Genomic DNA, 15,087 nt, shown 5'->3' with positions numbered 1-15,087 from the left:
GCTTTCTCATTTCCTTCAGGAGACCCCCTCAATGACGGAGAAGTCCGATCTCATCCACTCGACCACTCCTAAGGCCCATGTGCGCGTTGCGAGGTTGAACAGGGCGCCGAAACGAAATGCCTTGAGCAACGATCTGATCGCGGAGCTTGCAGCGACCTTGCGGCGTGCCGCGGCCGATCAGGATGTTCGTTGCGTCGTCCTTTGCGGGAACGAAGCGTTTTTCTCTGCCGGGGCCGACATCAAGGAGATGCAGCAGCGCGGGTTTGAGGCAATCGACAATCCCGCGCGACGTTCTGCGTGGCGGGACATCGCCAGTTTCCCAAAGCCTCTTATCGCCGCGGTTGAGGGAATTTGCTTTGGTGGCGGTCACGAACTGTCCTTGCTTGCTGACATCGCCATTGCAGGCGAAGGAGCGCGGTTTGCACAGCCTGAGATCAGCATCGGGATTTTGCCAGGCGACGGCGCAACTCAGCGTCTAACGCGAGCGGCAGGGAAATCTATGGCCATGCTGATGATACTGACTGGCCAACCCATTTCTGCCCGTGCTGCGATGCAGGCCGGCCTCGTCGCTGAAGTTGTTGAAACCGGCATGGCACAGGCGCGAGCGCTCGAAATCGCCGAAATGATCGCCCAGAAGCCGCCCCGTTCGATCGAGCTCGCCAAGGCAGCCGTTCTCGCCGCCTTTCAGACCACTTTGGATGCTGGGCTCGAATTCGAGCGGCAGGCAATTCGGTGCGCATTCAGCACGGCTGACCAGCAGGAAGGAATGAACGCCTTCTTCGAGAAACGATTGCCGAACTATCGCGGATATTAACCAACAATTTTTCTGAGGCTTCAGCTTTGTTGGACGCTTTTGTCGGACGATGTTGCTCGCCCGGCAAAGATTATATCAGCTGCACGCGAAGCCGCTTTATGAACGAAGCGCCGATTGCGGTCATCCGCGCTGTGAATGCAATTGATCGCGCTTTGAAACGCGATCGTTGACCGCCGCAACGGGCTTGCCATGTCCATTTCGTACATCCGCTTCGTTATCTTCGGCGATTGCGTGCAACGGTCACCGGACAGGAGCGTGCGAGCCAAATCGCGCTCTGCCTGAAAGCCGCGCCCTTGTTCCTGCTTAATGAGGGAGAGGCGATCCTTATCGCGACCCGCAAATCAAGACAATCAAGGAACGCTAGGCGCAGGTGTGCGACGAAGCTGCGCTCAGCGACGTCGACCGTAGTTTCCTGTGCCGTCGGCCAGTTGTTCAATCCCTATGAGTTCATCGGCGCGCCCGAAGCTATCACGCGCATCGTCGGCAACTGAGCGGCCCGCGTAATTGGCCACGTCGTGACAATGCCGTGCTTTATCCGCAAACTCGGCTCGTCGGACCGAGCCCTGTCTGCCGGAAACATTTAGTCATAGGCTAGGCGATAATCCCGGGATTCGATCGGACGCGCTTGAGACCCTCCTCGGAGATCGGCAGCTCGAAAGCGGCCGGAAGATAGCAAAGCGGCCGTGAGCGCTTTTTCCGTGAACGTTGATCGCACGCTCTTAGGTGCCGGACGGCCTCGGCCAGCAATATCCCGGCGCGAACTTGCCTCCAACCGCGCTTCTACCGCCCGCGTTGAATTGAAGGCACCGAGTTCGGCGTCGCTTTCCGGGTCAAGTGGCTGTTCGGCTGTTTCCGCGCGCCCGCGAGGGCGAGGTCACATCGGTGCAGACACTCAGCCAACTTGGAGGTCGGAAAGCGGTGGAGAGTTACCTTATTGTTTACGCCACGGAGCAACGCCTTCTCGCCAAGCGGGACGGCGACGTCGCCGCACATATCGGCGCGCGGCGAGATGATTCGGCACATCGCGGCGCGGGCGCAGTTTCCCCGCGCTAGCGGCCGCAGCAGCTTCAGCTGTCACCTTCCTATATGGGTGGGCACGGTACCGAGCCGTAGGAGCAAAAAACGCAGCAGTCCCGGGGCTTAGGTTTTAGCCGTGCACCGCATCCGCTGCAGTCATAGAAAAACTGGCATCCATCGGTCGGCATCGTTTCCGTGAATTTGATGGCCGCAATTTGGGCAGGTCAATGTGGATTGCAGGATCACGCTTCCTGAATAGACAGAGTTTCCCGGTAGCGGCAAGGTGCGGTCACCCCTTGAGAGCTGTTTCGGCTTCAGAAGGAGCGGCGTAACGTGGAGCGTCCCGACCTAATGCGGACTTACCTCGGGTCCATCTGTTTCGATGCAATCTCGGCAATAGTGAGGGCATTTAGGGGAGCGGACGCCCCGATCTCGATGACCCTCCTTGCAACAATCTCACAGACGGGATCGTTACGATCCACCAAGTCCAACTTGCGCAATGTGAGATTGAACGCGAGTTGGATGACGTGCCGCTGCTCAGGCGTCAAGCTGTCTGGGAGAAGGCGATTGATCGGCATGTTGCTGCCCCACGTTTGAGAAGGGCGGGAGCGCAACGAGCGGTCTCATCACCGGTAAATGCCAAGGGCCGTTCGGTGTTGATGACAGACTGCAGGATTTGTGCATGTGCCGTTGTATCATTTGATAGAGCAAAGACAATTGTTCGCTTTGCTCGTCCACTCCCTTCAAGGAAGCGTAAACAAGTTAGCCGGAAAATCCGCTGAGGGGCAACAGCGCCCGTCTGACTGACGCTGGGCAACTTCCGGTCTCCCGATCAGCAACCGGACTTCGCCATCAGGCCAAAAGGCGACGTTCAGTTGTCCTCACACTCGTCTCATGGAGCCGGCGGCGTGCCGCCCCAAACAACGGGCATCTCCTTGCCCGCATCGTATTGTTCGCTCGCAATCTGCTCGATTGTGGCCCGATGCTTCATACACGTGGCTATAGTGTCGTTTGGTCGATTCCTTCCGCAACGGCACGGTCACGCAATGCCGACCGTTCGACCTTGCAAACCATGCGATCGCTTCCATCAAATGTCGACCGCTGCCTGGAACTCGCCGGATGGATCAGGGGAAAGGGATATCCCTCAATCACCCTCGCCCGAAGAACTTTGTGGTCCTTCATTGTCGGGTGGTGGCAACCTGCGCTTTAGGTCCGCCTCCAGCTCCCGCTCAATCTCATCCATGACGCGCTTATTCGTCTCGGACGGCTTCTCTGGAATTGGGTCGGGCGGTGACTTGGTCATGGCGCTGTAATTGCCAAGAGGCAAGGCGTTCCTAGTCCTCCAAACCAAATGGCCGCATTCGCATTTACAGATACGAAGATGATCCTTCTTTTTCGGGTGCCATACCTTGTCTAGGAGCGTGAGTGGCCTCTTGGGCTTTGGGCAACGGAGCAGGGATCTGGAGGGCTCGTCTGGCGGCATCGGCGCGTCTCATTTCTTCAGAAGACGCAGAAGGCCCGCTACTGTTCCACATCGATAAGATCACCCGGACGCTGAGGTGGAGTTGCGTTGCCGCCGATGAGGATGGGAAGTCTCCTCAGGGTCGAAGACTGCCCTCGGCAGCGCAGATACTGCTGTTCGGCTCGCCTCCTGAAAGCGGATGTCCCGGTCCTTTGAGCGATGGGCAGCCAAGGGCCACTTGCCGGCGTCGCAGGAGCGACCGCTCAGGTGAGCCAACGAGCGAGCAAAAACATTTGCGGGGACGTGAACCAATTCACATCTGGCGAGGCCGCCCGGCAGCAGTATGAAAGCGGCACGTTATTAGAACCACGGGCCGGGGCGATGTTTTGGTTTCTCCCTGTACTCGCCTTGTGTGCCGCCGGAACGAGAGCCGCAGCCGAGACTCTGATCGAGCACGGCAGCTACTTGGTCAACGCGGTCATCGCTTGCGGCGGCTGCCATATGGTGCGGGGGGCCCAGCCGCCTCAAGATGGAGCGGCGGTTATCCAGACGCACTATCTGGGACGGAGCGGCTTACGCTGTCACAGGTCAAACATCACGCCCGCACGGCTAAACGGGCATTGGAATCTGGATCGACAAGTACGCGCACTGACAAAAGGATCAGCCGCGTTCGATGATTGCCAACCCTCCTGCTACGGAGTCTCAATGAGTGGCGAACAGTGGCCGTACTTTGCCGGCGTTGCATCGATCATCTTAGTGATATCCTTCGCGAACTTGCTTGAACGGAAGTGCGAAAGAGACCTTGCATTTCAGCACTCATTTCCATCCGCTCTGTCCGAGCTAATTGTAGGAAGCGAGCCGATTAGGTGTTGGTTCAATCATTGACCTAGGTAGAGGCCGACTTCTGCTCTGGGTCTTGCTTGTGTGGAAACGGATAGCTCGGAAGCGGCCGTGGTCGACACTCAGGCCGCCGATGTTTTGGCATCGGATCGTCCAATAGCCGGCCAAGCTGGTTATAGCGACGCGCGATCGCGCTTTTGGACGCGATTCCCCGCCTTCAGGTGGCGCGGATGGCTGCAATCAGGCTCGGTTTGCCGACGATGTTCATCACCCGAGTGAGGTTATAGGCGAGGACGTGCAAAGCCATCTCGGCGGCGACGTTCCGTAGGCACTTCACCAAGAAGTGGGTCGCCCCCATACGAGCCTTGATCGTGCCAAAGGGGTGCTCGACCGTCTCGCGTCGCGTCCGCATGGCGTCGGGATTGGAAGCGAGCCGTCTTTGGACCTCCGACCACATGTTCATGCTCCCAGCGCGTGATGCGGCGCTCCTTGGACTGCGTACATTGGCTCTTGATCGCGCAGCCTTGGCACGCCGTCGTCGACCAGTAACGGCGCAGCGTCATCCCATGGTCGATGCCGGTGTAATGATAGGGTAGCAACTGACCGGACCGGCAGCGATAGACGTCCCCATCCGACAGATAGGCGAAGTCCTGTTTGCCGAACCGGCCCTCCGCCTTGGCGCCCGACGTCATGGGCTTGGGCCGGCTCCGATGAACGAGCAAATGCTCAAGTAGGAAGCGGAATGAGAGGCGCCACCTCGCGATCTTGAGCATTCTCGCTCGCAGCAAGCCCCGAAATTACACCGACGCGGTCCGCCTCCGGCCTATTTTGGCTCATCTTACGCTTGCCTTCAAATCGGGAGACCGGGATTCGCAGCCCCACGATGCCGCGCAACTGGGATGTGATGAAGTCTGCCGGAGCATCCGAGACCGCCCACGGTTTGGCCCGCACCCCCTCATGCTTGTTCGTCAGACGCGTCACTACCTCGAGCAGCCGCTCCGGTTCCTGAAAGAACTCCAGCGGGCCGTAAGCATGCACGGCGACGTAATTCCATGTCGGGACGACCTTCCCGGTCTCCTGCTTGGTGGCGTACCAAGACGGCGTCACGTAGGCTTCAGGGCCGTTGAAAATGGCGAGAGCCTCACCAAGCGGCGGGAGACGCCACTGCGGGTTACCCTTCGCGAGGTGTCCATACAGCACGCCGCACTCGCCCTCCGTCTCATCGAGGAAAAGCGGAAGAGGAGTGGCAATCGGGCCATCAGCGGTGGCGGTAACCAAATTGGCTAGACGTGCGTTCCGGATAGTCGTCCGAATACTCTCAACGTCGTCGTCCTTGAAGGCTGGGGGGATGTACATCGCATGTCTCCGTTCTCGGAGCGGGGATACCGGCTATATGCCCTGTTTGAAACAGCCACTTCACGACGATTTTGCTGGTCCAGTTGATCGAGCGAACGCTCCTACCACCGCCGCCAGTATTTTGCAGCCTAGATCAATCTGCCGAAGGTCGAGCGCCGAGTACCCCATAACAAGGCCAACAGCTGCCGTTCGAATATGGCGGCCCCGACGGCGACGGTCGTACAGCGCGGAAACCGGATAGATGCCGAGCCCCTGTGTTCGGGCCGATCGGATCAAAGCCTCCTCAGCGCTTGTCGGGATATCGTCAAACCATACGACGAGGTGAAGACCGGCGGCCGCGCCCTCTATCCGGACGCGGTCTCCGAACCGGCGGGCAATCGCGTCAAGCAGCGCTTGGCGCCTCTCGGCGTTGCGTCTGCGGGCGCGCCGGACGTATCTGTCATAGGCGCCGCTCTCAAGCATCGACGCGAGCGCCTCCTGCTCGGCCAACGGCGTGTGTCGGTCCATAATCTGTTTGGCAGCAGCGAATGCGGGCCGAAGCGTAGCCGGCACGACAAGGTATCCGACGCGGAGCGTGGGCGAGAGGGTCTTCGAAATCGTTCCGAGGTAAATGACGTTGTGACCGCCCTCGAGCGCATGAAGTGGAGGCACTGGCTTGGTATCGTACCGGTACTCGCTGTCGTAGTCGTCTTCGATCACGGACGAATTTCGTTGCTTAGCCCAAGTAAGAAGTTGGTGTCGTCGCGCAATCGGCAGCACGCCGCCGAGCGGATATTGGTGCGAGGGGGTCACGTAGGCGAGACGAGCGTCGATACCAGCAAGCCGCTCAGTTTCGAGTCCATCGCCATCGACGGACACGGGGACAGCGATAGCTCCCGTCGCCGCAAACGTATGCCGCGCCATCAGGTAGCCGGGATCTTCCATGACGAAGCGGTCGTCCCGGTCGAGCAACAGCCGAGCGCAGAGATCGAGCCCCTGTTGAGATCCGTTCACGATCACGATCTGATCGATTTCAGCCTGTACACTTCTTGAGCGCCATAGATAACCTTGCAACGCTGTTCGCAGCCGTAGGGACCCACAGGGATCGTCGTACGCCAGGCGTTCGGGCCGCTTCGTGACGGCAGAAACAATCGCCTTTCTCCAGGCGAGCACGGGGAAGTCCGCCGGTGATATGTCGCCATATCTGAAGTTTGCCACAAGATCACGAGCCGGCGCGTCCCAGCGTGGAGGATCGCTGCGAAGCCGCTCTCCAAATTTCGACAGCGGCATGGCACGCGTTGGAGGACGAGCCACGACGCGCGACGGGTTTTTGCTATCGACAACAGCGCGTGCCACGCGTGGTCGAGCGCCTTGGCGGATTTCGATGAAGCCTTCGGCAGAAAGTTGCTCAAAGGCGACCGTAACGGTTGATCGCGACACACCTAGTTCGCCAGCCAAAGCCCGAGACGATGGAAGCAAACCGTCGGCGCCATAAGTGCGCGCCAAGATTTGGCTGCGCAACACTTCGTAGATGCGCCGCGCCCCCACTCGCTCTTGGTCGCGCACCGAAACGATTTTTATCTGGCCCATCAAATACCCCGATATGGAAGATTTTTGGAGACCAGTTTGCCTCGTAGAGAAAGGAATGCCAAGTGGCGCGGTGACATCGCTCAAACGCGCGCGCCGGTCCATCACTAGGACCGCTATGGTCAAACTGCGACGTGCCGAGATGTCGCCGTGTCGTCCGCTCCTCGTCCAATAGCCGACGACGGTTCTCGCGGGCCCCGAGAGCGGACCTGCGCCATCATCCGGTCACCTTGGAAGCAGCGCATATCATAGGAGGTGCCGTTACGCGAACAAGCGGCTGTCGTTGACCTGATCAGCGCTTGCGCCGCGCCCGCACTCAGGCTTCGTAGCCCGCTTTCACCTTGGACAAACCCAAACCGGCGTATTCGATGTTGGTGACGGCGTCCTGCAGGACCTTCCCGCCCCAGCGCTCAAGCAACTCGCCGGCCCCGTAATCTCTACAAACGGCCGAGGTTGAGCCAGAGTACCCCAAGAGCGCCTCGTGGACTTCCACGTGCAGGCAACCCTTTACAGTCTCAGCCAGTCGGATTCTCCCCACGACCCCTTTTGACGCCGCAGTCGCGTCAGAAACGATGACAATTCGGTACGACCGTTTTTGTCCCACCATCCCGTAACTGTTTGGGCTCGCGGGAACCTAAAGTCCCCGCCGTACTAGCGTCGACACTGCACTCTTATTCAAGACAGTCCAAAAAACTCGCTCGCATTCTTGCAAAGGATTCTTACCGCCAAGCGCTCGGCGTCTCGGAATCGGAAATAGCCGCCCGCGATTTTCTCGGACAGAACCTCACCAACGAGTTGGCGTGCGTTCTGAATCGCGGCGAACGTCTCCTCAACGTGCAGACAATCTCCTCCGAGCATCAATCGCGAGTCATCCGGCATCACTTCAATGGCCTCGTGCAACGCGAGCTTGAAATGAGATGGGCTCAAGAGAAACGACCAGCACAAATCTAGCCAGACATTTCGGAACGCAAACGCCATTCCCAATAAATCCCGGCTCCAGGGATACGCCAAATGCATCAGCAGAAAGCGGGTCCGAGGATGACGCTCAATCAATCCGGCGATCCGAAGGGGATGTGAGCCGCTTATGATCGCGGTTCCGAGGTGCGTTTGAACCGGCAGGTCCGCCTCGCCCGCGAGTTGACAAAACAAGTCGACAACAAAGTCGCTGAACGCCTTGCGAGCCGCTGGGGATGGAGACATCTGTCCCCAGGCCTGCCGAGCCAGCTCCTCGTTCGGCTCGTCAAAGCTTAGATTCCGATCATAGGCCAGCGCGTTCTTGAGCGCAATTTGATTGCGCCGGACGCAACCGGTCACGAGCTCGCGGATCGCCGCGCAATAATCATCGAAGGTTTTTACCTGCATGCCGAGCCGTCGGAGCAACGCATGTCCGGAGTTTCCATTGTGATCGTGGGATTCCGGATGCCAGCCGAAGGCAAATGCGTTGATGCGGAGAACTGCGTCGTAGTTCTCGCCAAGGGCCGGGCGTGGGTTGAGCAATGGATCGAGAAAAGGGTCCGTTACGATCCTCTTGATGGCGGCACGCTCAATGACTTGGCCTGGCCATTTCGCATCCTTGTGGCGCAAGCGTACTGAAGCGTCTACAGCCTCCCAGTTTTCACGGGTAATTTCGTCAACGCCGTAAAGGTCAGCTATTCCACCAACGAGATTCCGCACGAATGCGTTCGAGCCGCTGTTCTCCAAAAATGGCGCAAGAGCCTCCCAACTGGTCGGCTCAGCTGCAGCAGATATCATACTGCTATCGGCCTTGGGTTCGGATGGCAGGACATTGCTTGTCCAAGCCGCATAGCTCTGTTGAAATAGCTTCAGGAGGTTTACGTCGCGGCTGAGTGCGATCTCTGGCATGTGATGTTCATGCACATCGATGACTTCGCACGCATGAACAAACTGACTGATCGATTCAGGCATCGCCCCCTCCCACACCTTCTTTGTAAAAAAATCGATGAAGCTACTTTTCCGTCCGCCAGATGACAGCCCTGGCGCTGATGCTCCTAAGGTGCCAGATAGGTCAAAAGCCGCGGATCAGCCCGCAACTCCCGCGAAGGGCCCGACAGCGCGAGCCGGCCGCGGTCGAGCACATGAGTGTGGTCCGCTACGCGCATTGCGAGATCGAGATGCTGCTCGACGATAATGACTGCTATGTCCCTGGCAAGCTCGCTCAAGCGCTCGGTGATCTCCTCGATAACGCCGATCCAGACACCCTCGGTCGGCTCATCCAGCAACAGGAGCTTTGGTTTTCCCAGCATCGCACGCGCAATCGCCAGCATCTTGCGCTCGCCGCCTGAGAGCGTTCCGGCCGGCTGATCCAGGCGTTGGCCGAGCTTCGGAAACATGCCTATTACCCGATCCATAGCCGATGCATCCCGGTGGAAAAGCGATCCGACCGCGAGATTGTCGCGAACCGAGAGGCGCGCGAACACCGAATGCTCCTGCGGCACGTAGCCGATGCCGGCGCGCACCCGCTCCTCAGTCCGGCGGCGCTTGATGGCTCGGCCGTCGAATTGCACCTCGCCCTTCCAAATCGGCAGTTCGCCAATGATGGTCTTCAGCAGCGTGCTCTTTCCAGCACCGTTGCGGCCGAGGACAGCCACACCGCCGCGCGGGGGGATAGCGATACTGACGCCAAACAGGACTTGGCTGCGCCCATAGCCCGCGTCGAGATGCTTGATGTCGAGCAATTCAGGCACGGCGCAGATAAATCTCCTGGACGTGGGCGTTGGCCTGGATCTGCGCAACCGTACCTGAGGCCAGGATCCTGCCCTGATCGAGCACCGTCAGCCGGTCGCAGATGTCGCGGATGAAATCCAGGTCGTGCTCGACGATGATGAGCGAGCAATGCTGTTTGATGGGCTGAAGCAGTTCGCCGGTGACGCGTCGCTCCTCGAGACTCATGCCGCCGGTCGGCTCGTCCAAGAGCAGAAGGCGTGGACGGCCTGCGAGCGCCATTGCGATCTCCAGCCATTGCTGCTGCCCATGCGACAACGCGGCCGCAGCATCAAAGGCGCGATCAACGAGGCGGAATTGGGCAAGCATCGTCATGACCTGCTCGTGCTGCCGTCCTCGGGTGCGCGAGAACACCAGGTCGAGCAGCGAGGATTGGGCCTGTAGCGCTAGCAGGATGTTGTCGTACAGCGTGAGCGTCGGCAGTACGGAGGTGATCTGAAACTTCAGGCTCATGCCCGCTCGTGCACGCTCTGTCGGTGTGAAAGTGGTAATGTCAGTATTGGCGAAACTAACCTTCCCTTGCGTCGGCACCTCCGCACCGGCCAGGCACTTCATCAACGTGCTCTTACCGGATCCGTTCGGCCCGATGAGGCCATGAAATTCCTTTTCGTCAACCGTGAGCGCGGCATTGTCCAGCGCAGTCAGCTTGCCGAAGACCTTGGATATTCCGACGGCTTCAAGAAGCGGCATCACGTATCTCTTTCGGGCTCGGGCGGAAGGTACCGACACGCTCCCGCTCACCGAGCACCAGGCTGATCAGACCGAGCGGGCGGAACAGGATGACGAGCAGTAGCAAGAGGCCGAGGATGATCGGCCAGATGTCGCGATAATTGTCGGAGAGCCAGAAACTGAGACCTTCGACGATTGCGGTGCCGATCACCGCACCAATCAATGTCCCGGAGCCGCCGAACAGGACATAGAGAACGACTTGGGTTGACATCACGACGCCCAGGATGGTGGTCCAGACGAAGCCCTCATGGAACGCATAAAGACTTCCGGCGATGCCCGCGATCGCCCCACCTATCGCGAAAATGATCGCCTTCAGGTGCTGCACTTTGTAGCCGAAAAACGCGATGCGCTGTTCGTTCTCCCGCAATCCCGCCAGCGCAAGCCCGAACTGCGAGCGCAACAAAAAGCGCGACAACAGGTAAACGACAATCAGAATGATGAGGGCCAAGTAATAGAAGCCCGGTCCCTCGTTCAGCGTGTAAGACCCGATGCTCATCGACTGAATCGAAGGGATTCCATTCTGACCGCCGAGGTAATAAGAGCCGCGCGCCAGCCGGTCGGCTGCGTAAGCTCCGGTCATACTGCCGAGCGAGACGAAAACGACACTTGATGTGTGACGGCCGAGCAGCAGGAAACCGGCCAGCAGCAACGCAGCGACTAAGCCGATCAGAGCACCAAGGGGAACTACGGCAAAGAGCGACGCAATGTGGAAGTCGCGTGAAAGTAGTGCCACGCCGTACCCGGCCATGCCGAAGAACAGCGACTGACCTAAGCTCAAGATCCCCGCATAACCCCAGACCAAGTCGAAGGATAGTGCGAACAGGCACAGAATGAGCACCCTGGTCGCATAGACGGTCATGTAGTTCTGCAGCGTTAGCGGTGCGACGGCGGCGATGATCAGCACCGCCATTTCGATAATTGGAAGTACCCTTCCGGGTTCGGCACTTACAGGTGCACCGATAGTGGGAGTTCGAGACGCTTCGATCACGCTTGGCGCTGCACGTGTTCCGGTGCGGGTCGACGATAGCTGCGACATTCAGCACTCCTTCGGGGCGACCAGGCCGGCGCTGCGCGCTACGATTTCGTATTGGCCGCCCTTAGCCACACCAATGTACATGTTCATCTTGCAGTGGCGCGTCCCGGGCACCATCTCCGCCGGCCCGCCCGGCCCCTCCTCGATCTTGGCGTGATCAAGGGCGGCAGCTACCGCGTCGCGGTCGATCGTACCGGCTTCCTTGACTGCGGCTTCCCACAGCTTGAGTCCTCGATAAGTGCCTGTGGCAGCGCTTCCTGCCGAGAATCGGAACTTGGCAGGAAACTGCTTGTCGTAAGCCGCCTGGATTTTGGCGCTCACGGGATCCTCGGCTGTCAACGCCTTGTAGTAGTCAAGGCTGCTTGCGAGACCTTCGATCTCATGGGCCTGGTTCATTTCGAGTGTGTTCTCGTCATAGTAGACGCATCCTAGACGCCCGCCGTTCTTGGCGAAGCCCGCTTCATAGAGCTGCTTGAAGAACGGGCTGACGCCTGGGGGGACAATGGTGTTGAACACCACGTCCACCTTGTTGGAGATGATGCGGCTCACTGTGGAGGAGAAATCGATCTGATCGAGCGGATAGTACTCCTCGAAGATCACCTCCCCGCCGCTGTTCTCGATCACCTTGCGCGCATAGGCATTGATCGTTTGCGGCCAGATATAGTTGGAGCTCGGCATCGCGAAACGTTTGCCGCCATGCTTGATCAACCAGGGAATGAACTGGTCGCAATTCTGAGCCGGTACGGGCCCGGTGCAGAACAGATATGGCATGCACTCTTTACCCTCGTAGCCCTCCGGATAGATGTAGAGCGTCTTGCCACGAGAGATGATGACGTCCTTGATGGCATTGCGCATCGAGCTTGAAATGCCTCCGAGCACAAGGTCAACCTTGTCTCGCTGGATCAGCTTGCGGACATTGCCGACTGCGACGGACTCGTTGGAGGCCGTGTCCTCGATCAGGAGCTCGATCGGGCGTCCCAGTAGACCGCCTTTGTCGTTGATCTCCTTGACGATCATGCGAGCAACATTAGCGTCCGTGTTGCCCGCAAACCCGAGTGAACCGGTAAGATCGGTTGCGATACCAAGCCTGATCGGGCCTTCTGTGGCGTTGGCCCAGTTGGGGCGGATCACCCAGCTGCCAGGGCCGATCGCAATCGCCGCGGAGGCGAAGGCGGCATTGCGAAGAAAACGGCGGCGGCTGAGTTGTTGGCTGGCGTTTATCATCGGTCAGACCCCTCTTCTCGAAACAAGGCCTTGCGGCCGAAACTTGATGAAAATGATGGCGAGCACGAAGACAAGCACGTCGGCTATCACCGGCGACATCAGCCAAGGCAGCGCGGCACTGAACGTGCCGATTACGCTGGCGCCGGCGACAGGGCCGGCAAAGGATCCGATCCCACCCACCATCACCGCCACGAAGCCTTGAATAAGGAAGCGGATGCCCAGATCAGCGAACAGCGAAAAAACCGGTACGATCAGCGCGCCGGCGAGACCCGCGAGTGCCGCACCAAAGGCAAAAGTGACGCTGTAGATCATGCTGGTAGAGATACCTGAGACACGCGCCAGCGACGGGTTCTCCAGCGAGGCGCGGATCCGCAGGCCGAACGAGGTGTAGGCGATCAGCGCATAGCTGGCGGCTATCACGAGCAGGGTGATGACGACGATAACGCACCGCCAGGTAGCGAAATGCAACGCGCCGACGGTAATGGAGCCGCCGATCGGCTCGGGCACCGAAAGATAGAGGCCGCCGGTCAGGCCGCGCACTGCCTCGCGAATGATCAGTCCGAGCGCGTAGGTGCCCAGCATGGCGACGATCGGCGCGGCATAAAACCGGCGCACCACGACCATTTCCAGCATGAACCCGAGCGCGCCGACCGCAATCGGCGCGACCATCATGCCTAGCGCGACCGGAAACCCAATGCTATGTACCAGATAGGTGATGTAGGCACCGAGCAGGACAAACTCGCCCTGCGCGAAGTTGAAGATGCCCATCATGCTGGCGATAATCCCAAGACCGAGCACGACCAGCACCACAATGGCACCGAAGCTCAAGATCTCGAATACGGCGATAAACAGCGTATCCATGTCGCCACGTCAAATCCCAGCGACTTGCGAGCGCGTCTTGTTCCAGTCGCCAGACCACTTGAAAGCGTGAGCTGCGGTTCGCATGCAAAGGTCTACTGACACGAGGGCGCTCCTGAAGGGTCTCATCCGGCAGCGGGAAGCGGGGCGATGGTGCGCTTCTGATGGCCGCCAATCGATGCTCCATTCAGGATATCCAGCGCGCGTTCGCCTAGCAGGAGCGCAACGCAATCTGAGTAATTTTGGGTAGATTGACGTGGTAACCGGCATCGCGCCTTCGTGCGTCCGCAAGGCGAGAGGCGAGGTCACCTGCGACCTATACGGCTTCCTCACCTGCGAGCCGAGCGCGGACAATATCCAAAGGCGATGCCGGTGATCGTGACGGCGACCGAAGAGCACGGCGTCCTGGATGCCCGATGGGACGAGGCTAAGGCGCTGCTGCGGCCTTTCCCGGTGGCGCGCTCAAGATCGCCGCGACCGGCGAAGACCCCGCACAGGCGAGGTGAACCAGCGAGTTCTGTGCAGCGTAACTGCACACATGGCGGGCGGAACACGTGGACAGCCGCTGGCTCGACGATCTTGAATCCCTGCCCGGACGAAGAGCGGCAGGAAGAATCTCGATACTGATGTTCAAGAAAAACCGCCCGACGATGTGGACGCAGCGCGGATAGGCGTTTAGCGTCCTGCAGGAAGCCGGTACCATTCGCGAATGCGAGGAGCACGGCTGGATGCAGGACCGCGCCGACCCGCATGTAGGCGAACGCCCCCTAGACATCGCACGTCGGAATCCGCTGCCCGGTGTCTCCGCTGATGAAGCCGTCACCGAGATCCGCGACATGCAGGATTCGATCGGCGCGATACCTGCCCGGAGTGCCCACAGGAGAACGGCGGATAGCAGGTGAAGTCGGAAGTCCGAGCTACGTCGGCGTCGGTGTCAGTTTCTGACCACCGTCGCCTCGGATGGGCTCCGGCCCGGACCGGAAGCGTGAGATGCATGCTTCAGACGACGCCAGTCCGCTCGGAGAGGACCTCGGTGCCACCGCCCGATCTGGCTTAAGCAACCTTCCTTCGTCATCTGAAGCGCAATCGTAGCCTCGAAGTTTCGGCCCTGCGGGCTGCTTGAGCAAAGCCGGCGTTTGTCGACGGCTCGCGGCTCGGGAGTCGCCGCGGACAGGCAGAGATCGCGCGCGCTGCGGCAGGACAAACATCTCCGCAGCATCTTCGAGGTCTGGGTGCAAAATGGCCGCAGACGAACCGCCTGCGGCCCACCGGAAAAAACATGAAAAGCGATGAAATAGGCCAACCCCGGTGCTGCAGGACAAAATAGCTGTCCGCGCCACATTTTTTGAGTCCGTGAATCTACGGGTTTGCGCCTTAGGAGCGGTCGTAAGCGCGCATACTGCAGGGTCAGCTCCGCTTCCAACCAAGCCGGATCGAAGCGGAAAA

Annotated in this window: 9 protein-coding genes and 2 pseudogenes; 1 reads left to right on the top strand and 10 read right to left on the bottom strand. The window is 59.4% G+C overall.

What is annotated here, in order from left to right:
* Positions 1-31: 31 nt before the first annotated feature.
* On the top strand, positions 32-814 hold the full coding sequence (locus P0R31_RS05680; RefSeq protein ID WP_275513188.1) for an enoyl-CoA hydratase-related protein: 783 nt from the start codon (positions 32-34) through the stop codon (positions 812-814).
* Positions 815-1,896: 1,082 nt separating this feature from the next.
* Here the strand turns inward: P0R31_RS05680 and P0R31_RS05675 are convergent.
* The 10 genes and pseudogenes from P0R31_RS05675 to P0R31_RS05630 form a co-directional block, all read right to left on the bottom strand.
* Positions 1,897-2,077, bottom strand: a pseudogene (locus tag P0R31_RS05675) (GDCCVxC domain-containing (seleno)protein).
* A 2,273-nt stretch (positions 2,078-4,350) separates the two neighbouring features.
* Positions 4,351-4,834, bottom strand: a pseudogene (locus tag P0R31_RS05670) (transposase); the annotation flags it as partial.
* Positions 4,835-4,859: 25 nt separating this feature from the next.
* Positions 4,860-5,489: an FMN-binding negative transcriptional regulator gene (locus tag P0R31_RS05665; RefSeq protein WP_157285425.1), complete on the bottom strand. Its 630-nt coding sequence runs from the start codon at positions 5,487-5,489 to the stop codon at positions 4,860-4,862.
* A 60-nt stretch (positions 5,490-5,549) separates the two neighbouring features.
* Entirely contained in the window at positions 5,550-7,058 is a 1,509-nt protein-coding gene (locus tag P0R31_RS05660; RefSeq protein ID WP_275513339.1) for a PLP-dependent aminotransferase family protein, read from the bottom strand.
* 672 nt (positions 7,059-7,730) lie between these two features.
* Positions 7,731-8,981, bottom strand: a complete 1,251-nt coding sequence (locus P0R31_RS05655; RefSeq protein WP_275513187.1) for an amidohydrolase family protein — start codon at positions 8,979-8,981, stop codon at positions 7,731-7,733.
* Positions 8,982-9,064: 83 nt separating this feature from the next.
* Entirely contained in the window at positions 9,065-9,760 is a 696-nt protein-coding gene (locus P0R31_RS05650) for an ABC transporter ATP-binding protein (protein ID WP_260380518.1), read from the bottom strand.
* A complete protein-coding gene (locus P0R31_RS05645; protein ID WP_275513186.1) occupies positions 9,753-10,487 on the bottom strand; it encodes an ABC transporter ATP-binding protein in 735 nt (244 codons plus the stop codon). The genes P0R31_RS05650 and P0R31_RS05645 overlap by 8 nt, the downstream gene beginning before the upstream one ends.
* The gene (locus tag P0R31_RS05640) at positions 10,474-11,436 is read right to left on the bottom strand and encodes a branched-chain amino acid ABC transporter permease (protein WP_275513338.1); all 963 of its coding nucleotides are present in this window, start codon (positions 11,434-11,436) and stop codon (positions 10,474-10,476) included. Before P0R31_RS05640 ends, P0R31_RS05645 begins: the two co-directional genes overlap by 14 nt.
* A 126-nt stretch (positions 11,437-11,562) precedes the next feature.
* Complete coding sequence (locus P0R31_RS05635) at positions 11,563-12,783, bottom strand: substrate-binding protein (RefSeq protein WP_275513185.1); 1,221 nt, start codon at positions 12,781-12,783, stop codon at positions 11,563-11,565.
* 3 nt (positions 12,784-12,786) lie between these two features.
* Positions 12,787-13,644, bottom strand: a complete 858-nt coding sequence (locus P0R31_RS05630; protein WP_275513184.1) for a branched-chain amino acid ABC transporter permease — start codon at positions 13,642-13,644, stop codon at positions 12,787-12,789.
* Between the last annotated feature and the right edge of the window lie 1,443 nt (positions 13,645-15,087).

Source organism: Bradyrhizobium yuanmingense, assembly GCF_029167105.1.
Classification (GTDB): domain Bacteria; phylum Pseudomonadota; class Alphaproteobacteria; order Rhizobiales; family Xanthobacteraceae; genus Bradyrhizobium; species Bradyrhizobium yuanmingense_A.
This window is presented reverse-complemented; position numbering and strand designations above follow the sequence as displayed.